24 protein-coding genes are annotated in these 21,061 nt (G+C 38.3%); 17 read left to right on the top strand and 7 right to left on the bottom strand.

Going from position 1 to position 21,061, the window contains the following annotated elements; genetic code table 11:
- Window position 1 precedes the first annotated feature (1 nt).
- The 6 genes from hisH (at window position 2) to AC27E9_RS09645 (ending at window position 3,938) form a co-directional block, all read left to right on the top strand.
- On the top strand, window positions 2-655 hold the full coding sequence (gene hisH, locus AC27E9_RS09670; protein WP_487129604.1) for an imidazole glycerol phosphate synthase subunit HisH: 654 nt from the start codon (window positions 2-4) through the stop codon (window positions 653-655).
- A gap of 3 nt (window positions 656-658) precedes the next feature.
- A complete protein-coding gene (hisA, locus tag AC27E9_RS09665) occupies window positions 659-1,396 on the top strand; it encodes a 1-(5-phosphoribosyl)-5-[(5-phosphoribosylamino)methylideneamino]imidazole-4-carboxamide isomerase (RefSeq protein WP_487129602.1) in 738 nt (245 codons plus the stop codon).
- Window positions 1,378-2,166, top strand: coding sequence for an imidazole glycerol phosphate synthase subunit HisF (gene hisF, locus AC27E9_RS09660; protein WP_487129601.1), 789 nt, complete (start codon window positions 1,378-1,380; stop codon window positions 2,164-2,166). The genes hisA and hisF overlap by 19 nt, the downstream gene beginning before the upstream one ends.
- A complete protein-coding gene (gene hisIE / locus AC27E9_RS09655) occupies window positions 2,160-2,783 on the top strand; it encodes a bifunctional phosphoribosyl-AMP cyclohydrolase/phosphoribosyl-ATP diphosphatase HisIE (RefSeq protein ID WP_487129599.1) in 624 nt (207 codons plus the stop codon). The genes hisF and hisIE overlap by 7 nt, the downstream gene beginning before the upstream one ends.
- A gap of 310 nt (window positions 2,784-3,093) precedes the next feature.
- Complete coding sequence (locus tag AC27E9_RS09650) at window positions 3,094-3,387, top strand: DUF6559 family protein (protein WP_487129598.1); 294 nt, start codon at window positions 3,094-3,096, stop codon at window positions 3,385-3,387.
- 71 nt (window positions 3,388-3,458) lie between these two features.
- The gene (locus AC27E9_RS09645; protein ID WP_487129596.1) at window positions 3,459-3,938 is read left to right on the top strand and encodes a GNAT family N-acetyltransferase; all 480 of its coding nucleotides are present in this window, start codon (window positions 3,459-3,461) and stop codon (window positions 3,936-3,938) included.
- Between the two features lie 73 nt (window positions 3,939-4,011).
- On the opposite strand, the gene AC27E9_RS09640 is transcribed toward AC27E9_RS09645, so the two are convergent.
- The 3 genes from AC27E9_RS09640 to htpG all read right to left on the bottom strand — a co-directional run bounded on the left by AC27E9_RS09640 (window position 4,012) and on the right by htpG (window position 7,550).
- A complete protein-coding gene (locus AC27E9_RS09640) occupies window positions 4,012-4,407 on the bottom strand; it encodes an MAPEG family protein (protein ID WP_487129594.1) in 396 nt (131 codons plus the stop codon).
- Window positions 4,408-4,784: 377 nt separating this feature from the next.
- Window positions 4,785-5,429 carry an adenylate kinase gene (gene adk / locus AC27E9_RS09635; RefSeq protein ID WP_487129592.1) on the bottom strand — a complete coding sequence of 215 codons (645 nt, stop codon included), beginning with the start codon at window positions 5,427-5,429 and terminating at the stop codon, window positions 4,785-4,787.
- A 162-nt stretch (window positions 5,430-5,591) separates the two neighbouring features.
- Window positions 5,592-7,550 (bottom strand): molecular chaperone HtpG, encoded by a 1,959-nt coding sequence (htpG, locus tag AC27E9_RS09630; RefSeq protein WP_487129590.1) that lies wholly within the window; start codon window positions 7,548-7,550, stop codon window positions 5,592-5,594.
- Between the two features lie 287 nt (window positions 7,551-7,837).
- On the opposite strand from htpG, the gene AC27E9_RS09625 reads away from it, so the two are divergent.
- Window positions 7,838-9,028 carry a YbfB/YjiJ family MFS transporter gene (locus AC27E9_RS09625; RefSeq protein WP_487129588.1) on the top strand — a complete coding sequence of 397 codons (1,191 nt, stop codon included), beginning with the start codon at window positions 7,838-7,840 and terminating at the stop codon, window positions 9,026-9,028.
- Window positions 9,029-9,069: 41 nt separating this feature from the next.
- The gene (locus tag AC27E9_RS09620) at window positions 9,070-9,429 is read left to right on the top strand and encodes a cupin domain-containing protein (RefSeq protein ID WP_487129586.1); all 360 of its coding nucleotides are present in this window, start codon (window positions 9,070-9,072) and stop codon (window positions 9,427-9,429) included.
- Window positions 9,430-9,458: 29 nt separating this feature from the next.
- On the opposite strand, the gene AC27E9_RS09615 is transcribed toward AC27E9_RS09620, so the two are convergent.
- The 3 genes from AC27E9_RS09615 to recR all read right to left on the bottom strand — a co-directional run bounded on the left by AC27E9_RS09615 (window position 9,459) and on the right by recR (window position 12,892).
- On the bottom strand, window positions 9,459-10,820 hold the full coding sequence (locus AC27E9_RS09615; RefSeq protein WP_487129584.1) for a sensor histidine kinase: 1,362 nt from the start codon (window positions 10,818-10,820) through the stop codon (window positions 9,459-9,461).
- Between the two features lie 270 nt (window positions 10,821-11,090).
- Window positions 11,091-12,185 carry an MBL fold metallo-hydrolase gene (locus tag AC27E9_RS09610; RefSeq protein ID WP_487129582.1) on the bottom strand — a complete coding sequence of 365 codons (1,095 nt, stop codon included), beginning with the start codon at window positions 12,183-12,185 and terminating at the stop codon, window positions 11,091-11,093.
- 101 nt (window positions 12,186-12,286) lie between these two features.
- Complete coding sequence (gene recR / locus AC27E9_RS09605; RefSeq protein WP_487129580.1) at window positions 12,287-12,892, bottom strand: recombination mediator RecR; 606 nt, start codon at window positions 12,890-12,892, stop codon at window positions 12,287-12,289.
- A 269-nt stretch (window positions 12,893-13,161) separates the two neighbouring features.
- On the opposite strand from recR, the gene AC27E9_RS09600 reads away from it, so the two are divergent.
- From AC27E9_RS09600 to AC27E9_RS09560, 9 genes are all read left to right on the top strand, one after another.
- Entirely contained in the window at window positions 13,162-14,448 is a 1,287-nt protein-coding gene (locus tag AC27E9_RS09600) for an MFS transporter (RefSeq protein WP_487129578.1), read from the top strand.
- Complete coding sequence (gene def, locus AC27E9_RS09595; protein ID WP_487129576.1) at window positions 14,445-14,978, top strand: peptide deformylase; 534 nt, start codon at window positions 14,445-14,447, stop codon at window positions 14,976-14,978. Before AC27E9_RS09600 ends, def begins: the two co-directional genes overlap by 4 nt.
- 185 nt (window positions 14,979-15,163) lie before the next feature.
- The gene (locus AC27E9_RS09590; RefSeq protein ID WP_487129574.1) at window positions 15,164-16,654 is read left to right on the top strand and encodes an MFS transporter; all 1,491 of its coding nucleotides are present in this window, start codon (window positions 15,164-15,166) and stop codon (window positions 16,652-16,654) included.
- Between the two features lie 210 nt (window positions 16,655-16,864).
- Window positions 16,865-17,386 carry a type II secretion system protein gene (locus AC27E9_RS09585; protein WP_487129572.1) on the top strand — a complete coding sequence of 174 codons (522 nt, stop codon included), beginning with the start codon at window positions 16,865-16,867 and terminating at the stop codon, window positions 17,384-17,386.
- 43 nt (window positions 17,387-17,429) lie between these two features.
- Complete coding sequence (locus AC27E9_RS09580; RefSeq protein ID WP_487129570.1) at window positions 17,430-17,837, top strand: GFA family protein; 408 nt, start codon at window positions 17,430-17,432, stop codon at window positions 17,835-17,837.
- A gap of 100 nt (window positions 17,838-17,937) precedes the next feature.
- Window positions 17,938-18,495: a porin family protein gene (locus tag AC27E9_RS09575; RefSeq protein WP_487129568.1), complete on the top strand. Its 558-nt coding sequence runs from the start codon at window positions 17,938-17,940 to the stop codon at window positions 18,493-18,495.
- 76 nt (window positions 18,496-18,571) lie between these two features.
- Entirely contained in the window at window positions 18,572-18,994 is a 423-nt protein-coding gene (locus AC27E9_RS09570; protein WP_487129566.1) for a GNAT family N-acetyltransferase, read from the top strand.
- A gap of 51 nt (window positions 18,995-19,045) precedes the next feature.
- Complete coding sequence (locus AC27E9_RS09565) at window positions 19,046-19,276, top strand: DUF3565 domain-containing protein (RefSeq protein ID WP_487129564.1); 231 nt, start codon at window positions 19,046-19,048, stop codon at window positions 19,274-19,276.
- A gap of 21 nt (window positions 19,277-19,297) precedes the next feature.
- Window positions 19,298-19,891 (top strand): LysE family translocator, encoded by a 594-nt coding sequence (locus tag AC27E9_RS09560; RefSeq protein WP_487129562.1) that lies wholly within the window; start codon window positions 19,298-19,300, stop codon window positions 19,889-19,891.
- Between the two features lie 85 nt (window positions 19,892-19,976).
- On the opposite strand, the gene AC27E9_RS09555 is transcribed toward AC27E9_RS09560, so the two are convergent.
- Window positions 19,977-20,999 (bottom strand): LacI family DNA-binding transcriptional regulator, encoded by a 1,023-nt coding sequence (locus tag AC27E9_RS09555; RefSeq protein WP_487129560.1) that lies wholly within the window; start codon window positions 20,997-20,999, stop codon window positions 19,977-19,979.
- Between the last annotated feature and the right edge of the window lie 62 nt (window positions 21,000-21,061).

Genomic DNA, 21,061 nt, shown 5'->3' with positions numbered 1-21,061 from the left:
CGTGACAATAAAACAAAAAAACCAGTTTGTTATTGTTGATACAGGCTGTGCCAATCTGTCGTCAGTAAAGTTTGCCGTTGAACGTCTTGGCTTTACCATTGTGATTTCTGATGATATTGATGTTATAAAAAATGCTAAGAAAGTTATTTTACCTGGCGTAGGTACTGCCCGTCATGCCATGGAGAATATTAAAGAAAAAGGCTTAGTTGAAACACTGCAACAACTAACCCAGCCGGTATTAGGGTTTTGTTTAGGCATGCAATTGATGGCAAATTCTTCGGTAGAAGGCGTCCCCAAAAAAAGAGATGCAATTGACAATAATAATTCAGGCACTGAAGTCATTGAATGTTTGGGGTTGATCCCTACCGACATTAGCCCACTTGATGCACAAACCTTACGCATGCCGCACATGGGTTGGAACACCTTAACGCAAGTTGAGAATCACCCTGTGTTTAATGACATCAGTGCCGATGATTATTTCTACTTTGTGCATAGCTTTGCAGCGCCGATTTCAGAATATACCGTGGCACGATGCCAATACGGTAGTGAATTTTCCGCGGCCATTGCCAAAGACAATTTTATTGGTTGTCAATTCCACCCTGAGCGCTCCAGCAATCTAGGTAGCAAAATAATTAAAAATTTCTTGGAGATGTAAGCCATGATGATCCCTGCAATCGATTTAATCAACGGCGAAGTTGTTCGTTTATTTCAAGGCGACTATCAACAAAAAACCAATTATCAAACCACCGCCAAAGAACGCCAAAACTCGTACGCTAACTCAGGTGCAACCGTGATGCACTTTGTAGATTTAGATGGCGCAAAAGACAGTAACAAACGCCAATTAGCATTACTAAAAACCTTGGTTAATCATGACAGCATGATTATTCAAGTTGGCGGAGGTGTGCGTTGTAAAGAAGATGTTCAACAATTACTCGATTTAGGAGCTAACCGCGTCGTTATCGGTTCACTTGCCATTAAAGAACCAGATTTAGTACGCACATGGCTAACAGAGTTTGGTGGTGAATGTATTGTGCTAGCACTTGATGTCAAAATTGATGCTGTCGGCAATAAAACATTACCAACACACGGCTGGATAAAAGACAGCGGCGTAAATTTAGAGTCATTATTAGATGATTACATTGCCGCAGGCTTAATTCATGTACTTTGTACTGACATCAGCAAAGACGGTACGTTAACGGGCAGCAACGTAGGTATGTATCAAGAACTTTGTCAGCAATATCCACAAATAAAATGGCAAGCTTCTGGCGGTATAGGTTCCTTAGAAGATATCAAAGCATTAATTCCAACTGGCGTCGATGGCGTAATATTAGGTCGTTCATTGTTAGAAGGAAAGTTTACACTTGAGGAGGCAATCGCATGCTGGCCAAACGCATAATCCCCTGCCTTGACGTTCGAGATGGAAAAGTTGTTAAAGGCGTCCAGTTTCGTAACCACGAAATTATTGGCGACATAGTACCACTTGCGCAAAAGTACGCAGAAGCAGGTGCTGATGAACTGGTTTTTTATGATATTACCGCAAGTTCAGACGACCGTGTAGTTGATAAAAGCTGGGTAAGTCGTATTGCCCAAGTTATCGATATTCCCTTTTGCGTTGCAGGCGGTATAAAGTCAGAAGAAGATGTTAAACAAATTCTAATGATGGGCGCTGACAAAATATCAATCAACTCCCCAGCGTTGCGTGACCCTGAACTAATTTCACGACTAGCTGATGTGTTTGGACAACAATGTATCGTGGTTGGTATCGACAGTTTCTTTAATCAAGACGCCAACAACGGTAAAGGCGAATACCAAGTTTATCAATTTACCGGTGATGAAACCCGCACACAGAAAACTAAATGGCGCACATTAGATTGGATACAAGAAGTACAAAAATTAGGTGCTGGTGAAATAGTACTTAACTGTATGAATCAAGATGGTGTTCGAAAAGGATACGATATTGAGCAACTTAGCCAAGTTCGCGCACAATGCAATGTACCGCTTATCGCATCCGGTGGTGCCGGTGAGATATCACACTTTGTTGACGTTTTTAAACAAGCCGATGTTGATGGCGCACTAGCAGCAAGTGTTTTCCACAAAGGTATCATCGCCATGAATGAATTAAAGCAATCCCTAAAAAATGAAAAAGTTGAGATACGATTATGCTAGTAACACAAAGTAATATTAGCCAATTGGCATGGGATAAAATGGACGGCATGATCCCAGCAATTATTCAGCACCAAGATACCGGCGCAGTACTAATGCAAGGTTATATGAATGCCGAAGCCTTGCAACAAACATTAACCTCTAGTTTAGCCACTTTTTATAGCCGCTCTAAACAAGCACTTTGGTGTAAAGGGGAAACCAGCGGCAATTATTTGAAAGTCAGCCAAGTGATTTCAGATTGTGACCAAGACAGTTTGCTTATTGCCTGTCGACCGGTTGGGCCTACTTGCCACCTTGGCACAGAGTCATGCTTCCCAGAACAAAAACTAACGCAGCAAAACTTTTTAAGTCAGCTTGAACAAGTTATTGCCAGCAGGAAAAATGATGCTCCGGAAGACAGCTACACCGCACACCTTTTTTCTCGTGGCACGACTAAAATAGCGCAAAAAGTAGGAGAAGAAGGTGTTGAAGTGGCGCTAGCAGCTGTTGCTGAAACCAAAGAAGACTTACTAGGGGAATGTGCCGACTTGTTTTACCATACATTGGTACTACTACAAGACCAAAATATCGAACTCAACGAAGTTATGGCAGTACTACAAAATAGACATATGAAGCAATAACCTACATTTTATTGAGGCACTGCTAGCAACAGTAATACACAACTTGCTAGCAGTGATTTAGACAATTCTATTTAAGCAAATTTAACATGACACTTTAATGATGAGTTTCTGTACACAGATCCAAAAACGGTTTTAAACAAGTAGCCATAGGTAATAATACATGTAAGACATTCGCTTATAAAACTGTATGACTTTTCTTTACAGCCCAATAAAAACAAGGGATTGAGCAAATTCAAGTTGACGAACGAAAGTCCGCAGTATTATAATGTGCGCCTTCTCTTAGGATCTAAACAACGCTAAGGATTAGCACATGTTTAAATATTACTCGATTAAAAAGTACGGCAAAAAACTATTGCCAGCACTAGAAAAACGCTACGGTTGCAAAGAGCATTATTCTGCTTCAGAAGTTAGGGCAACCGTTTATCAAAATAACTTCAACCCTAAATATTTACCATTAGCTTATTTGCTTTTTCTCGACCAAAACGCATTAAAAAACGTACTTTATCTTGAGTATCCTGAACTTAATATCTGCCAATATAAGCAGGATATTGTTGAATATTTAAGTCGTAAGCAATACAACGGCTATTTAAAAAAACTCGCCTAATTTCTAGGTTACTATACAAAACCATATAAGCATGAAAAAATAGCCGTAACTATTTTTTCATGTGGATAATTATGGCTAATAATTCTCAAACTAGCGAAGTTACTTGGTATTGCAAAAGCTTTTCTTCACTTAACACCACAGAACTTTATGATTTCCTAAAATTGCGTATTGATGTTTTTGTTGTTGAACAAACTTGCTATTACCCCGATTTAGATGATCACGACCGTCATGCCGACACCTTACATTTATTTTGTTATCAAAATGAGGTTATGACAGCATACCTTAGAATTTTACCAACAGGTTTAACTTACCAAGAACATATTAGCATTGGTCGGGTTGTAATTGCGCCAGAAGCGCGAGGTACCGGTTTAGGGCATGAATTAATGACAGTGGCTTTAGCTGAATGCAAAAAAGCATTTCCAACTGATTCACTAAAAATATCAGCACAAGAACATTTAGAAAAATATTATAATAAACATGGATTTGAGCGTGTTAGCAACATGTATCTAGAAGATAACATACCTCATATTGCAATGATAAAAGTACGGTAACCTATTAATTTAATTATTAAAAAACGCAAATACATCACTATATTTGCGTTTTTGATTACTATTATCAACAAGTTTATCCAAGCAAAAACAACCGAATATTTTCTATCGCTAATGCTAAGATCACAAAAAATGTTGAAAGCATACCGACTTGTCTTTGCATAGAAATACCAATCGTTTTACTTAAGCCAATAACATGCAACGCACGCCCAGCAACTAACATCGCACCTAATGCATGCAAAACAATTACCGAGGCGCCATTTAGTTCATAACAGGCTAATAATAGTAATGCTACGGGGACATATTCCGCAAAGTTGCCGTGCACCCGGACCGCTTTTGCCAAATCTTTATTGCCACCGTCATTAATGCCAACCTTAAATTTTTTCCGCAAGCGAATAACATTAATTGCCAAACCAATGTACAACAACGCAAGTAAGCTCGCATAAAACCCCGTAAGTGACAAAGTTGCCATGATGTTTTCCTTATAACTACATTTTAAAATTATTATTTTTCTTGTACTTAGAAATAATACCTACTCATGGTAATTATTGACAGAGGCATTTAGGTAAAAAGAAAGTGCAGATGAGTCACCACAGCTTATTGCTTGTGTAATGTTAACCCTAACATTCTGCAAGAATCTAGCATGGCATGTTAAAAACAAGAAAAATCATATCTCAGAGAAAGGCCCAAACATAACTACTCTTTCACATCAACATACATGGAAGTATTAATGTCGCGCAGCCAAGAACGGCTATGAGTGACCATGTGATCACAGAATACCGTTCTTCCTGAACATAAAAAAAGCTCGCAAAAGCGAGCTTTAATTCACAACTGTGATAACGAATTAACTTATGCTAATTTTTCGTTAAGTAATGAGCTAACTTGCTCAACAGGCTGTGTACCATCAATGGTTAGGTATGCACAAGCACCATTACCGGCTTCTGCTTGGTAATATTCAACCAATGGTTTAGTTTGTTCGTGATAAATACCTAAACGCTTACGTACTGTCGCTTCTTCATCGTCTGGACGAATTGATAATTCTTCACCAGTTTCATCATCTTTACCCTCAACCTTAGGCGGGTTGTAAACAATATGATAAACACGACCAGAACCAGCATGAACACGACGTCCACCCATGCGTTCAACAATCACTTCATCTGGAACATCAAATTCAATAACATGGTCAACTGAAACACCATTCTCTTTCATAGCATCCGCTTGCGGAATAGTACGTGGAAAACCATCAAGTAAAAAACCTGCTTTACAGTCGTCTTGGGCAATACGCTCTTTAACTAAACCAATAATTAATTCATCAGAAACGAGTTGACCTGCGTCCATTACTTCTTTGGCTTTTTTACCAAGTTCAGTTCCTGCTTTAATTGCAGCACGTAGCATGTCACCAGTAGATATTTGTGGAATGCCAAATTTAGCCATTAAAAATTGTGCCTGAGTACCCTTACCAGCGCCCGGTGCACCTAATAAAATAATGCGCATTTAGTATAACCCTATTTAATTAATGAATTGGTTTTGCGTAAAAGCTGACACTATACATATTCAAAGGGTTTCAAACAAGTAGCTAGCTGTGCAAAAAAACAAAAAAGAGGCTAAAAAGCCCCTTTTTTTGACTAAAGTCTAACGACAATATGACCTAAGTCACTATTTCGTTAAGCTCATCATTAGTTTGTTTAATCGAGCAACAAAAGTTGCTGGATCTTTCAAGCTACCGCGCTCAGCTAGCATGGCTTGTTCGAACAATACTTCTGACCATTGTTTAAACTGTTCATCATCTTGTTCGTCAGCAACATGCTTAATCAAGTCATGCTCAGCATTGATCTCAAAAATTGGTAATGAGTCAGGTACTTCTTGACCAACAGACTGCATTAACTTCATCATTTGGCTGCTCATGTCATGCTCGTCGGCAACAATACATGCTGGAGAATCAGTTAAACGTTGTGAAATTTTGACGTCTTTTGCTTTGCCTTCAAGGGCAGCTTTAATACGAGTAACTACTGAATCGAATTCTTGCTCAAGTTTTTCTTGTGCTTCCTTCGTTTCTGCATCATCCATATCACCAAGATCTAAACCACCACGAGTCACTGATTGTAATTGCTTACCATCAAACTCAGTTAAATGACTTACTAACCACTCATCAATGCGATCAGACATTAACAATACTTCGATGCCTTTCTTACGGAATACTTCTAAATGCGGGCTATTTTTAGCTGCTTCGAAGCTGTCTGCAACAACGTAGTAAATTTTGTCTTGACCTTCTTTCATGCGCTCAATGTATTGGGCTAAAGAAGTATTTTGAATACTATTATCTTCGTTTGTAGAAGCAAAGCGTAATAGCTTAGCAACGGCATCTTTGTTTGCCGCATCTTCAGCTGGGCCTTCTTTCAATACTTGACCAAATTCATTCCAGAACACCTGATATTGCTCAGCATCTTTCTTACTTAACTTCTCAAGCATTTTTAATACACGCTTAGTACAACCTTTACGGATTGCTTGTGTAATTTTGCTATCTTGTAAAATCTCGCGTGAAACATTTAATGGTAAGTCATTCGAATCAAGTAAACCTTTAACGAAACGTAAGTACGTCGGCATAAACTGCTCAGCGTCATCCATAATAAATACACGTTGCACGTATAATTTAAGGCCATGCTGTTTTTCGCGGTTGTACATATCAAATGGTGCTTTAGATGGGATGTAAAGTAGCGAGGTATATTCTGTTTTACCTTCAACTTTATTATGTTCCCAAAGCATAGGATCAGCAAAGTCATGAGATACATGCTTGTAGAATTCTTTATATTCTTCTTCTGAAACGTCTGCTTTTTCTCGCGTCCAAAGTGCAGTCGCTTTGTTTACTGCATCCCATTGTGCTGGAACAGCATCGCGTGCTTCAACTGCTGGAGTCGTTACATTGCCTTCGTCATCTTTAACTTCTGCAACCGCTTCAACCGCTGGTACTTCAGGTGTTAACATTTCAACAGATACAGAAATGTGATCAGAGTACTTAGTCACAATTGACTTTAAGCGCCAGTCATCAGCAAATTCAGTTTCATCTTCTTTTAAATGTAGGATGATGTCGGTACCGCGACCTGTTTTCTCAATTTTAGCGGTAGTAAATTCACCCTCACCTTCTGATGTCCATTCAACACCTTCTGTAGCAGCAACACCAGCAGCGCGTGAACGAACAGTTACTTTATCTGCAACAATAAATGCTGAGTAGAAACCAACACCGAATTGACCAATTAATTGTGAATCAGCCGCTTGATCGCCAGAAAGCTGTGAGAAAAACTCCGCAGTACCTGATTTGGCAATCGTTCCTAAGTGCTCAACGATTTGGTCATGTGTCATACCAATACCGTTATCAGAAATAGTTACTGTGTTCGCTTCTTTATCTGCGCTCACACGTACACGTAATTCACCGTCACCTTCAAAAAGCTCAGCATTTGATAATGCTTTAAAACGTAATTTGTCTGACGCATCAGCCGCGTTAGAAACCAACTCACGCAAGAAAATTTCTTTATTTGAATATAGTGAGTGGATCATCAACTGTAATAGTTGCTTTACTTCGGTTTGAAAACCATGAACTTCTTTTTGTGTCTCAGACATCTGAAAAACTTCCTACTTTAACGAACATAAAATATTTGGTTATTGTGAGTTATAAATGCGATTACTCACTCGATAGTTAACATGTGGGGATAGTGAAAATATTTTCAAGAAAAAATGCGAAATAACTTTAAATTTTACCGCCTATTTAAATTTTCCAGCGCTCGTATCATAAATAACTCATTTATATCGATTGCTAGATATCATATATAACCGTTAATGATTTGCTATCACTTTGCATGGCTCGTAAAGTAGCGCAGGATTAACATTTCTAATCAACAAGGATGACAATGCTACTCGATAGAAACAACAATGCCGCAATTTTGCTTGCTGGAATTTGTGCATTAATTGTTGGGGTAGGCGTGGCTCGATTCGCCTTTACGTCTCTATTGCCAGCTATGCTTAGTGATTATCTCAATATTTCTTTTGCTGGCTTATTAGCATCTGTTAATTACCTCGGTTACTTATCTGGTTCTATATTTTCTATTTTTATTAAGAATATTCATGCCAAAGTAAAATTCTTTCGATTAGGCCTAATTTTATGTGTTGTCACCTCAATAATCCTCGGCGTCGTTGAAAATAATACCCTATGGTTTATTGCGCGATTCTTAGCTGGTTTTGGTGCTGCCATGGCATTGGTTGTTGGCTCTGCTATTGTTATGTCAAAGTTAAAAAACACCAATAAAACTAAAGCCATGGGTATACATTTTAGTGGCCTAGGTTTTTCTATATTAGTGTCAGATTTATTGATGCGATTAGTATTTCAACACTCAGGAAATTGGCAAATCGCTTGGCTTGTTCTTGCTACTGTTGGTGCCTTACTGTCTTGCTATTGTTGGTATATTTTAGCCTTTGATAAACGCCCTAATGAACAGCCTCTCCAACACAAATTGGGTCGCTCTTTGTTTAATCCACTAATCATTGTTTTAGCCATTGCCTACTTTACTGAAGGCGTAGGTATGGTTGTACAAGCTACCTTTTTGCCCGACATTGTAAATTCTTTGCCAGGTTTATCAGGTTATGGAGGCTATGCATGGTTGGCTGTTGGTATCGCGGGGATTCCATCTTGTGTTATTTGGATGCGCTTAGCACATAAATTTAACAGTATTGATATTATGATAATAGCGATGGCACTACAAGTTATCGCTATTATCATTCCAATATTTTCAGCCAATATATATTTAAATTTACTCAGTGGCATTTTATACGGCGGTACTTTTATTGGTTTAGTCGCTTTATTTATGAATTTTGGTGGTCAGCTAGCAGGTAAAAACCCCGTTTTCGCCATGGGAGTTATTACCGCTGCTTACGGTGTTGGACAAGTATTAGCGCCACTATATTGTGTTGCTTTGATCGAATATTTTGGTAATTATAACGCCGCTCTTTATTTAACCGCTTTTATTGTTTGTTGTGGAATTTTACTTTTAAAGTATGCAAAAAAGAATTTAAGCAATCATAATCAAATAGCTACATCTTTGTAGCAATTAAACTTACCAAAAATGCTACAAAATAAGGCACAGGTATGAGAAAAATAACATTAATATTGCTTACATTTATTGTTGCTTTAATGCTAGCTCAAAATACTTTAGCAACAGAAATTAAGCCTAAAAGAGAAATCGTATTAGAAAATGAGCAAGTGCAAGTTGTACGCTTAACGTACCCTGCAGGCACCGAATCAGGAATGCATACTCATGCCTTTGCTCATCGAGTAGTGTATTTTGTTAAAGGTGGTTCATTAACCTTAATTCCTCACGACACCACAAAGAAAAGTGTAAAGCTTCAAGCTAACGACGGACAAACATTGTTTTTACCTGCTACAACTCATAACGTGAGAAACACTGGTAATAGTGAAGTTATCATCGTAGAGACTGAACTAAAATAGCTCATTTTATTTTTATAGCTCAAGAATATTCAACCAACTTTTAGTGTTGCTTGCTCACTATGTGGCAAAGGTATAGTAATGCTAAATGTTGTGCCATTTTCGTTTGACGAAACAACCCGAATGTCACCGTTATATTCCTCTTTAATGATTTTATAACAAATAAAAAGCCCTAATCCTGTGCCCTGCCCAACTGACTTCGTGGTATAAAATGGGGTAAATATATCTTTTAAATTCTCAGCAGCTATTCCACTACCACTATCGCTAATCTCTATAACTACTTCAGAGTTATTACTGTAACTTTTAATTTTAACAACACTTTCATCTGGACTTGCCTGAATTGCGTTGTGCAACACGTTCATGATTACCTGAATAATTTTGCCACTAACACCGTAAAGCAAAGGCATAGCTTCCAACTGTAAATCTAATTGGCAGTGACCCTTTATTTCTCCACGCAGTAAATTAGCGCTAGCTCGAACCGCTTCATTGACATCAAAATAGTCATGTTGTTTTTCTTCAGTGCGAACATAACCACACAAATCTGCAACAATATTTTTAATGCGTATTAGTCCATCAGTCGTTTCTAGAACAATACACCTCATATCCTCCAGCATCACTTGATATTCGTTAGAACTAATATGACTTTTACTATTTTCTTCCATGACTTTGCATGACATTAAGCGATTATTTACGCTTTTGATTTCTCGCACATAATCCGCCATTACTGACATATTACTTAAGGAAAATCCTAAAGGGTTATTAATTTCATGAGCAATACCTGCAGCGAGCAAACCTACTGATGCCATTTTTTCTGAGTGAACAAGAGTTTCTTGATTTTGCTTTAATTGACTAATCGTAAATTCAAGTTGCATGTTCGATTCTTTCAATTGCTTTTTCGCTTGATGCAATTGAGAAAAGGTAATTGCAGAAACAATACGCGGTGACGCAATTTTCGCGATAACCTGCAATAACCGCATATCTTCTTCTGTATAGTAATCTAACGTAGCCGACTCAGTATCGATAATAGCGATAGTTTCCCCTTCATATAGCACAGGAACCGTTAGCTCTGATTGCCCAGAGAACTCATCCCAAATGTAACGTTTGTCATTTTGCGTATTTGGAATTATCTCAGCGATACCTGTTTGTGCAACGTAGCCTACAATTCCCTCACCTAAATTTATCTCAATTTCATTTAAGAGCTGGCGGCATTCGGGATTTTTCACGCCAAAAGCAGCCTTTTGTTGAAGTGTATTCCCCTCTTTTAAGTAAATAACACAATCATCAAACGCTAAAGTTTCACCTATGGTTTTTGCAATTGACCATAGTAAATCATCAATGGTTGCCGCTTTTATCATGGCAGACGCAAAATTATCTATTTTATCCAGATCTGACATAGTTTCCTCACTTGCAAATTGAAACGCATTTTGCAAAAACTAGTTTGAATCGTTGCAAATATCCCTATTAAGCTCAGTTAATTTCAAGTTTTTGTTGTTTATTAAGAGAGAATCAAGTTGTATGCCAGAAGAGCAGTACGGTTTAAGAAGGTATTAATGCCACGCTTTACTCATGTAGATAAAAAGATTTACTAAAGAAACTAAACTCAATCGGTATAACAGTGCAAGCAGTGGTTTTTATTGCCTTTTGAGTTTAACTTTGGTCTGCTATTAAAAGCTCACTTCCTCGCCTTCATTAAGAATGTGCAAAGGAACTATCGAGTTCAGTTGTTTATGCATTTTTAATAATCGAAGTAATGGTGAATGCGAGCTGCGGTCACCCATTTTCCAACTGTTATTACCGTAGCCCCAGGGAACCATAACTTTACAATTTAAATCTTCGGCAGCAAGAAGTGCATCTTCAGGGGTCGTATGAACATAGCGATACCATTCGCCGTCTTCAGGATGAAAGTATGAGGCTATTGGCAATAGGCACACGTCCATATCGCCATAGCGTTGTTGAATATCTTTAAAATGATCCGAATAACCGGTATCACCAGCAAAGAATATTTTTTGCCCTTTATGCTCTATCACCCAACCGCCCCATAGTGTGGCGTCATTATCTTCATATAAAAAAGGCACCCAGATACGGTTACTAAAATGGTGTGCTGGTACAAAGTTTATTTCAAAACCTGCTAATGATTTTTTCGAATACCATGACATTTCATTAATACGATAACCATCATCAGGAAAGTGCTCTCCAAACCCTAATGGCGTGAAATATTCTGCATTATTGCCTATGGTTTCAATATCGCTTTTGCTGAAATGATCATAATGAATATGAGAATAAAGAACTGCATCTACATCTGCTATTTCTTCATTCTTTAACCAACGCGGCTCATTGCGATAAAAGCCAACAGCCAATTTAAATGCTAAATCAACCGGCCAATCAAATTGTTTACTGACTGGGTCAAGTAACAGCCGAGTACCGTCTAAGCTTTCGATATAAAAACTGGCATGACCAAGCCAACGAATGGTGAGTTCAGTATTTAACTTAATTGGTAAATTTTCACCAATATAGCGACAATTTTCTGCGGGAGATTCACATTCAACCAGCGGTGAAGGCTGATAACAATTTTCTTCACAAGTAACAGGGTAATCATATTTCTTGGGGTAAAGGTTTGAAAAACGTAAGGATTCAGCTGAATTCTTCTTGTAATTAATAATTGAACTTGGTTGCTCAACATGAGTAATCTGGTTTTTTGTACTACAGCCAACAACTAGAAAAAAACTCATTAATACGCTAATTTTTTGCCAATTAATCATTGAAACTGATATTTCCTTATTTATACAAATTAAAAGCCATAATCAAAATGACAATAAAAAACCAGACGACCTAGTAATAAAACTTCTGATTTTTTCTCAAATTAGAAGTTGTAATTTTTACGTCCAGACAGTGCATGTGACAAGGTATTACCGTCAACATATTCCAGTTCACCGCCAACTGGAACACCATGCGCAATACGCGAAATATTGACACTATAAGCTTGGCTTAATTCAGCAATAAAGTGTGCTGTAGCCTCACCCTCTACCGTAGGATTAGTCGCTAGAATCACTTCATTAAATTGCCCTGTTGCTAATTGCTGTTCTAACACATCTAAGCCAAGATCATCTGGGCCAATACCATCAAGTGGTGATAAATGGCCCATTAAAACAAAATAGCGTCCTTGAAATTCTCCAGTTTGTTCAATAGCAATCACATCAGCAGGTGTTTCAACAATACATAACTGCGTGGCAACTTTTCGCTTTGAACTCTGGCAAATATCGCATAAAGCCTCTTCGGTAAAATTTCGACACTGTTGGCAATGACCAATATTTTCCATAGCACGCCCTAAGGTTTTCGAAAGCTTACTTCCACCTTTGCGATTTCTTTCTAGTAAGTGAAATGCCATACGTTGTGCTGACTTTGCACCAACACCCGGTAAACATTTGAGTGAATCAATAAGCTCTTGAACTAACGGACTAAATTTCATTGTGACTCTTTAAACTTGCAATAAATACAACACATACTGGTGAAGCCAATAACTTTTAAGACAAATAAACGCCTTACTGAGCCAACAAACAGTATGAAAAAAGCAAGTTTAGCATTGGCTATAAAATTTTATAATCATTAATTAAAAAGATTTTCTTTACCATTCGGGTCTCTAATTTCACCTAAACCAGCAAAAATTCAGTATCATGGTTAGCAATTAAAGTGTTGATTTATCACGTATCAATATATCTTTCTTACTAAGGACATTTAATGCTATTAAACATCTTTATCACTCTAGTGTTATTGTTCTGCACATTTATTGCTTTACAACGAATGTTTAAACTACCAAAAAACATTTGGTTATTGTTTTTAATTCAGCCACTTGTCATGGCAGCCTCACCCGTTATTGTTTTTATTGGTGGCATCTTATCAACCAGTATGGGCGCTGATCCTGCTTTGGTAACGTTACCGGTAACTGTGATGATCCTTGGTGTTGCAAGTGCAGCAATTCCCGCGGCTCTTTTAGCGAAGGCCAAAGGTCGACGTTTTGCCACATATACCGGGTTTAGTATTGGCTTACTAGGCACGCTACTGGCGATGTTTTCAGCATTAAAAGCAAGTTTTGAAATTTTTGTTTTTGCCAGTTTACTCTTTGGTGCAAGTACTGCATTTATCCAACAATTACGTTTTGCCGCTATTGAAAGTGTTAGCAACAGCAAAGATGTACCAACTGTGCTATCAATATTAATGCTAAGCGGTATATTTTCTGCCTTTCTTGGCCCTGAGATAGCAGTAACCGCGAAAGACTGGCTAAGTTCACCACATGGTTATGCGGGCTCTTTTCTGTTTCTTGCCGGCTTGTTCATACTTGCTATGTTGCTTATGGTTAACTTTAAGAACCCTGAAATTCATCGCAACGAAAATCAAGGTGAAGCTAGGCCTTTAGCTGAAATTATTAAGCAACCTATCTTCGTTATCGCTATTCTTTCCGCTGCGATAGGTTTTGCTTTAATGAGCTATTTAATGACCGCAACACCGCTCAGTATGCACCATATTCACGGTCATAGTTTAAGTGATACCAAGTGGGTAATACAAAGTCATATTGCGGCGATGTTCATTCCATCATTATTTACTGCGTGGCTGGTAAAGCGTGTCGGATTAAAGACTCTATTACTACTAGGCACAGTTATTTATGCATTAGTCACACTAGTAGCATTTTCTGGCGAACAAGTTGTACATTACTGGTGGGCGCTCATTCTACTTGGTATCGGTTGGAATTTTTTGTTTTTAACTGGCACGTCTTTACTGCCACAAAGCTACCGCCCTTCCGAGCGACATAAAGTTCAAGCTATTAATGACTTTATCATTTTTGGCTTTCAAGCGACGGCATCGTTACTCGCTGGCTGGGTGCTTTTCAAAGCCGGTTGGCACTTTGTTGTTATTACCAGTTTACCGTTTATTGTTATTTTATTTGTTGTGAGTTGGTTTTATTACCGAAAAAATACCAAGCTTATAAATACCAACGCGGATAAGTCCTTAAAGGAATTAAATTCTTGAGTATATTGCCCATAATTCAGCGCGGAGCGCCAGTACTAAGCCAGATAGCACTCGCAGTTGAAAACATACACGCGAAAGATATAAAGCAGCTAATTAACGATCTTACCGTCACGATGAATAATGCAAGTGGTGTTGGTATTGCCGCGCCACAAGTTGGCAAGAGCTTACGTGTGTTTTTAATGTGCTCGGCACCAAGTGAACGTTACCCTAATGCCCCCTTGTTACCGTTAACTGTGGTAATTAACCCTGAAATCATCTCAACAAATAACCAACAAGCATTGGGCTGGGAAGGTTGTTTAAGTGTAAAAAACAAACGTGCACTTGTACCAAGGTACACTGTTATTAAAGTAAGTTACTTTGATGAAACAGGACAAAAGCACCTACAAACCCTAAGCGACTTTATTGCTCGAATATTTCAACATGAACTTGATCACCTCGATGGTATAACGTTTGTCGACCGACTCAACAACGAATCTGACGCGATAACCGAACAACAGTGGCTTGATCAAACCGCTAATGAACAAGTATAAAGCGTCACATTTCAAATCGAACAAGCAATCGACATCATGGTGAATACGTATGCAACTGATGTTGCATAGTTAAGACTATTGCTAAGATGCTAAGTAATTTACGTTGCGATAGTTCGGTAATTCGATAAAAACATATCAGGTAACACCGTAATTAACGCAGAAATTACAACAATAAGAGTGTATTTATGAGCACAAAACCACAGCTAAGTTTCTGGCAAATTTGGACATTAAGTTTTGGCTTTTTGGGGGTGCAATTTGGTTTTGCATTACAAAACGCTAACGTTAGTAGAATTTTATCTGATTTAGGTGCAGACCTACATTCCTTGTCGCTATTTTGGTTAGTTGCACCTGTTATGGGTCTAATCATTCAGCCTATAGTAGGCTCAGCTTCAGACCGCACTTGGAATCGTTTTGGTCGACGCAGCCCATATATTTTAGCTGGTGCAATTGTTGCAGCTTTTGGTATGTCATTAATGCCCAATGCTCCGCTATTTGTCGAACTAATTACGCCAATGCTATTTGGTGGCTTAATGCTAGCCTTGATGGATGCGGCATTTAATGTGGCATTTCAACCATTTCGCGCCATTGTTTCAGACATGGTTCCTGCGAACCAGCGAAATCTTGGTTACTCAATACAAGCATTTTTAATTAATGTCGGTGCCGTTATCGGTTCTATTTTACCCTTCGTACTGACTAACGTTATTGGCCTTGAAAATACCGCTGAAGCTGGCAAAGTGGCGCCATCAGTTACATGGGCATTTTATATTGGTGCATCAGTATTAATGATTTGTGTACTTTGGACGGTTTTTAGAACTAAAGAGCACCCACCTGAACAGTACTACGCATACAAGGGCATGGATGCAGACGCTGTTGCCAAAGAACAAGCGCAAGTAAAAACACTAACGGAAAAGCTATCAGCATTTTGGCAGCTATTGACCACTATGCCTGAAACAATGAAAAAACTTGCGGTTGTACAATTTTTCTCTTGGTTCACATTATTTATTATGTGGGTTTATACCATGCCAGCCATTGCGCAAAATGTTTGGGGCATAGATGCTAAATGGTTCGATCCTGACTTTATTGACAGTGTTGGAGGTATTCCAGAGCACATAGCCGCTGCTAAAGGCGCTGCAGGTGACTGGGTTGGTATATTGTTTGCTGGCTATTCTTTATTTGCGGCTATTTTTTCGCTGTTTTTAACTAAACTTGCTAACAAATTTGGTCGTAAACTTATCTACTCTATTTCTTTATTGGCTGGTGGCTTCGGCTATTTAAGCTTTTATTTTATTACCAACTCAGAGCCAACTGTGGTCAATTTGCTTATTACTTCTGTTGAAGTACCACAAGGCGCTGTTGACCTATTTATACCTATGATAGGTATTGGTATGGCCTGGGCAGCAATATTAGCAATGCCCTATGCAATATTAGCGGGCTCATTGCCGGCAAGTAAAACCGGTGTTTATATGGGCATTTTTAACTTTACAATTGCCGCGCCACAAATTGTTTCAGGTCTATTTGCAGGCTGGATATTAAGTGCCATTTTCGAAAACCAAGCGATTTATATAATTATGTTAGCTGGCGCTTCAATGCTGCTAGGCGCATTGTCGGTGTATTTTGTAAAAGACAGTGAGTCTGATAACGAACTAGAAGCCAACAACGCCATAACCGAGGTATAACACTTACCTAACCTGTTAATTTCAAAAGTTAAAATACAACATCCATTAAAACTATAAAGCCTGCATCATGCAGGCTTTTTTATTGCAATAGTGAATAAAGTAACGACGCCTGTTCTAACCTTTTTCTTTTTTAACATTCTCTAATATGGGATAGTAGCAGTTTAAAAGTCATAAACTTTACTGCGAATACTTATAATTTTAAGGAAAAAAATGAAAAAGTATCAAGGTTTTACCTTAATAGAATTGGTTGTTGTTATTGTAATATTGGGTATTCTTGCTGCAGTTGCTGCCCCCAAATTTATTGACCTAAGAAAAGATGCAAAAATCGCAACACTTGAAGGTATGCAGGGAGCGATGAGAAGCGGTGCAGAAATGATTTACGCCAAAGCAATTGTTAATAACCAAACATCTGGCGCGAGTTCTTTAACAGTCGAAGGGGTTAATATTAGCTTATTCGCGGGCTACCCTATTGGTAACTGGACAAGAGGGTTTCGTTATATCGTTAGCTTAGATGCTGTTAGCTTTTCTAGCGCTTCTGCAATATGTGATGTGGATTGGTGTGGTAGAGGTAATCAACGCAGTATTCCAAGTGGTGTTTCTACAACTCGACCAGGCCGAATAGGCAAAGTATACCCAAATGGCTATAGCTTTAATGATCAATGTGGCGTTTATTACGTTAATCATGAAGATGGTCGCCCTGCCGAAATTGGCTTAGAAACTGCCGACAGCTAACTTTAAAAAATTATATAAACCTATATTTAATTGAGGATGAATTATGAAAGGTAGCTGTTTATGTGGGCAAGTAACCTACGAAGTTCAAGCACCAATTAAAGTATTTCAATATTGCCATTGCTCACGTTGTAGAAAGTTTACAGGTAGCGCACATGCAGCAAATTTTTTCGTTCTACCTGAGCAGTTTCAATGGCTCAGTGGTGCCGAGTTAATCGGTCGTTTTGAACTTCCCGATACGCAATATTTTGCAACTTGTTTCTGTAAAAGCTGTGGTTCTTCGCTACCATGGGCAACACAAGGCGGTGGTAACATTGTTGTTCCTGCCGGTACATTAGACGACGATATTAATATAAAACCACAACGGAATATTTTTTGGCAATCACGTGCTCCTTGGTACGAAGAAACTTGTCAAATGATTAAGCATGATGAAAGGCCAACAAAAACAAAATAAATGCGAAGTCTGTGTTTATAAAATAAACAAGAAATACAAAGTCATAGCATCTACACAAAGTTTAAGTTAACATTTAATTAACTTTATATAAGGATGTATTATGACTCGATTTTTTAAACTCTCATTACTCGCTCTTTCTCTATCTTCATCGACACTTTTGGCTCAAGAATCACCACATGTTATTGGTGTTCAAGTTGATTTTAGCGGCATAGACACAGAAAATAATGATAATACCCGTGAATTAAATGATATCACCACTGCCCACTATACTTTGTCATATCAATATCATATCAATGAAAACTTTGCTGTTGGTGCAGGCTATTTAAATGGCGACAGTAATTCATTTACCAGTATTGTTGATATATTTACTGACTCGAAACTAGATTACGATGCCTTAATGATCAGTGCAAAAGCGCAGTACTTAATATCAAAACGTAACAGTTTTTATATTCAACTCAACGCCTTACAGTATGATTTTGATATTATTGATGATAATAAAACCGTTTATAGTGATGACGGCACAGATTTTGGTTACTCTATAGGTTGGAAGCACCAATACGATATGGGCATAGGTTTGAAAATTGGTTATGACGTTCTCAACTTAGGCAGTGATATCAAAATTAATGGTGTAAGTGTAGAAGCTAGCTATCGATTTTAGTGTTGTTCACCTTTACTCATTACTTTTTCACGATTCAATAAGCGTGTAATTTATGAGTAAAGACTTTAGCTAATTAATGGAAAACAATACCACCATGAATGTTTTGGAAAATGTAGCGCCACTTGAAGACTTTCTGCGCTTGCGAGTAATTTCAGGTTTAACTCCTCGGCCAAAAGCAGCAGCAAAAAAAGGCTTACCTAATAGCCTTTATGGTGTTCATATCATAGTAGATAATACAGTTGTTGCTATGGGCCGAGTAGTTGGCGATGGAGCATTGAATTTTGAAGTCGTTGATGTTGCTGTTGACCCACAATATCAAGGTCAAGGTTTAGGACGACTAATTATGAAACACATTATGCGTTATCTTAAAGTCAGTGCCCCAGAAGGTGCCTATATTACCCTGCTTGCTGATGTACCTGCGTTGTATAAGAAATTTGGTTTTATACTGAGCAGACCTGAATGCGAAGGTATGCATTGGGAGCCGGGGGGGGTAGCTTAGTCATTCTATTTCAAAATTTAAGCTAACCTACGCCTTGAATATTAAGAGTTTATGATTCAAATAATTATTGGTTTTCATACCGATGAAGAGCATCATTGGGTTGCAAAGCTGCAATGTGGCCATTTCCAACATGTCCGTCATCAACCGCCTTTTATTAATCGCCCTTGGGTACTAAAAAAAGCAACAAGAGATAAAATGCTTGGTGAATCTTTAAACTGCAAAAAATGTGATAATAAAGCCGCTGTTGATTTCGATGTTTCAACATATAGCTATCAAAAATAACAACAAACTTAAGCATTAAAAATGACAGAAGCATTAATTACTTTACTAACTACAACTGCCCTTTTGCTTGGCTCGCCAGGCCCTGCTCCACTTGCCCTTGCAGCGACAAGTGCCACCTTCGGTACACGTCGGGGGGTACCGTTTTTAATGGGAATATTGTCAGGGTTAACTGTGGCGATAATTTGTGCAAGCATAGGTTTAGCCAGTTTGTTTACAACCTTCCCCACGATGAAACTTATCTGCCAATTTATTGGGGCTGCTTACATACTTTATATTGCCTATAAAATAGCAACGGCGCCAGTAGGCTTAACAAACGCGCCATTAAACCCACCAAATTTTAAAGACGGTTTCATTTTAAATCTACTTAACCCTAAAGCCTACGCAGCATTTTTAGCAATTTTCTCACAGTTTCTTTTGCCCTTAGATACAAATACTTTGAGCTATATTGCAACTGGAATTGCATGTTTATTGGTTGCCACGATTGTCGATATTTTATGGTTGCTTTTAGGCGGTATATTACGACCACTATTTGCTAAACCTAGACAAGCACGTGCAATCAGGGTTATTTTTGCGTTAGCCATGATACTCGCTGTCTCCTCGGCATTACTATCATAGTTAATGGCAATAAAAAGGCGATTAATCATTTGATTAATCGCCTTTTTAAAATATAGAACCACCTCTATTTAGCACTTACATCACATCAACTTCCGCACGATTTACGTACCACTAATGTCGTTGGCATAAGCTGAGTATGAGCCTCTTCACCATCAACTAATTGCAATAATTTATCAACCAAAAGCTCTCCAGCCAGCACAGTATCTTGTTTTGCCGTTGTCATCGGAGGAAAGGTAAAGCTTGCCGTTGCAATATCATCAAAACCAACTACAGCGATATCTTCTGGTACTTTATAACCTGCCTCTTGTACTGCTCTCATTGCCCCTATAGCAATTAAATCGCTGGCTGCACAAATTGCGTCAAAGTTAATACCTGTCGCAAGCAGCTGTTGAGCTGCTTGATAACCCGACTCATCAGTAGAGACAGCATCAATTTGTAAATGCTCATCAACATTAAGCTGGTTATCTTTTAATGCCTGACAATGGCCGTTGTACCTATCTAAAAATTCAGGAGAACCAGTCGTAACGCCACCTAGAAAAGCAAAGTTCTTACGTCCTTGCTTAATAACATGTTCAGTTACTTGATAACCACCATGAAAATTGTCACAACCTACCGAGACCACAGATAGGTCTTTAACATCCGCCCCCCATCGAACAAAATGTGTTTCTTGTTTGATCAGTTGCACCAATTTTTCTTCGTAATCTGTGTAATCGCCATAGCCCAATAGAATAATACCGTCTGCTTTACGAGTATCTTCAAAATCGGCATGCCAGTCATTGCTCATTTGTTGAAATGACACCAATAAGTCATAGCCTTTTTTCGCACTAGCACGGGTTATACTTCCCAGCATAGATAAAAAGAATGGGTTAATTAACGAGTCGTCATTGGTAGGATCTTCAAACAATAACAAAGCAATAGTACCACTTTGCTGAGTTCGTAAACTGCTGGCATTTTTATCAACTTTGTAATTTAACTCTTTAGCAATTTCCTGTACACGCTTACGTGTTTCTTCATTAACTAAAGGACTATTTCGCAATGCCCTAGATACTGTCGATTGAGAAACGCCAGCACGATAAGCAATATCAAATGATGTTTGTTTTGATTTCACAGCATACCCATAAGTGAAAATTCTTCTTTCATCTTAACTGAGCATTTCAGCTAAGTACATAA

The sequence above is a fragment of the Colwellia meonggei genome (genome assembly GCF_057537295.1).
The sequence above is the reverse complement of the archived record's forward strand: the minus strand, read 5'-3'. Positions and strand labels throughout refer to the sequence as shown.

Excerpts from the sequence above, each read along its gene's own strand:
- AC27E9_RS09580 (WP_487129570.1), top strand. The coding sequence starts at position 17,430 with ATGAAAGGTAGCTGTTTATGTGGGCAAGTAACCTACGAAGTTCAAGCA.
- AC27E9_RS09650 (WP_487129598.1), top strand. The coding sequence starts at position 3,094 with ATGTTTAAATATTACTCGATTAAAAAGTACGGCAAAAAACTATTGCCA.
- AC27E9_RS09585 (WP_487129572.1), top strand. The coding sequence starts at position 16,865 with ATGAAAAAGTATCAAGGTTTTACCTTAATAGAATTGGTTGTTGTTATT.
- AC27E9_RS09625 (WP_487129588.1), top strand. The coding sequence starts at position 7,838 with ATGCTACTCGATAGAAACAACAATGCCGCAATTTTGCTTGCTGGAATT.
- AC27E9_RS09615 (WP_487129584.1), bottom strand. The coding sequence starts at position 10,820 with ATGTCAGATCTGGATAAAATAGATAATTTTGCGTCTGCCATGATAAAA.
- AC27E9_RS09570 (WP_487129566.1), top strand. The coding sequence starts at position 18,572 with ATGGAAAACAATACCACCATGAATGTTTTGGAAAATGTAGCGCCACTT.
- htpG (WP_487129590.1), bottom strand. The coding sequence starts at position 7,550 with ATGTCTGAGACACAAAAAGAAGTTCATGGTTTTCAAACCGAAGTAAAG.
- AC27E9_RS09575 (WP_487129568.1), top strand. The coding sequence starts at position 17,938 with ATGACTCGATTTTTTAAACTCTCATTACTCGCTCTTTCTCTATCTTCA.
- hisA (WP_487129602.1), top strand. The coding sequence starts at position 659 with ATGATGATCCCTGCAATCGATTTAATCAACGGCGAAGTTGTTCGTTTA.
- AC27E9_RS09590 (WP_487129574.1), top strand. The coding sequence starts at position 15,164 with ATGAGCACAAAACCACAGCTAAGTTTCTGGCAAATTTGGACATTAAGT.
- AC27E9_RS09610 (WP_487129582.1), bottom strand. The coding sequence starts at position 12,185 with ATGATTAATTGGCAAAAAATTAGCGTATTAATGAGTTTTTTTCTAGTT.
- AC27E9_RS09620 (WP_487129586.1), top strand. The coding sequence starts at position 9,070 with ATGAGAAAAATAACATTAATATTGCTTACATTTATTGTTGCTTTAATG.
- adk (WP_487129592.1), bottom strand. The coding sequence starts at position 5,429 with ATGCGCATTATTTTATTAGGTGCACCGGGCGCTGGTAAGGGTACTCAG.
- hisIE (WP_487129599.1), top strand. The coding sequence starts at position 2,160 with ATGCTAGTAACACAAAGTAATATTAGCCAATTGGCATGGGATAAAATG.
- AC27E9_RS09600 (WP_487129578.1), top strand. The coding sequence starts at position 13,162 with ATGCTATTAAACATCTTTATCACTCTAGTGTTATTGTTCTGCACATTT.
- AC27E9_RS09645 (WP_487129596.1), top strand. The coding sequence starts at position 3,459 with ATGGCTAATAATTCTCAAACTAGCGAAGTTACTTGGTATTGCAAAAGC.
- AC27E9_RS09560 (WP_487129562.1), top strand. The coding sequence starts at position 19,298 with ATGACAGAAGCATTAATTACTTTACTAACTACAACTGCCCTTTTGCTT.
- AC27E9_RS09640 (WP_487129594.1), bottom strand. The coding sequence starts at position 4,407 with ATGGCAACTTTGTCACTTACGGGGTTTTATGCGAGCTTACTTGCGTTG.
- hisF (WP_487129601.1), top strand. The coding sequence starts at position 1,378 with ATGCTGGCCAAACGCATAATCCCCTGCCTTGACGTTCGAGATGGAAAA.
- recR (WP_487129580.1), bottom strand. The coding sequence starts at position 12,892 with ATGAAATTTAGTCCGTTAGTTCAAGAGCTTATTGATTCACTCAAATGT.
- AC27E9_RS09565 (WP_487129564.1), top strand. The coding sequence starts at position 19,046 with ATGATTCAAATAATTATTGGTTTTCATACCGATGAAGAGCATCATTGG.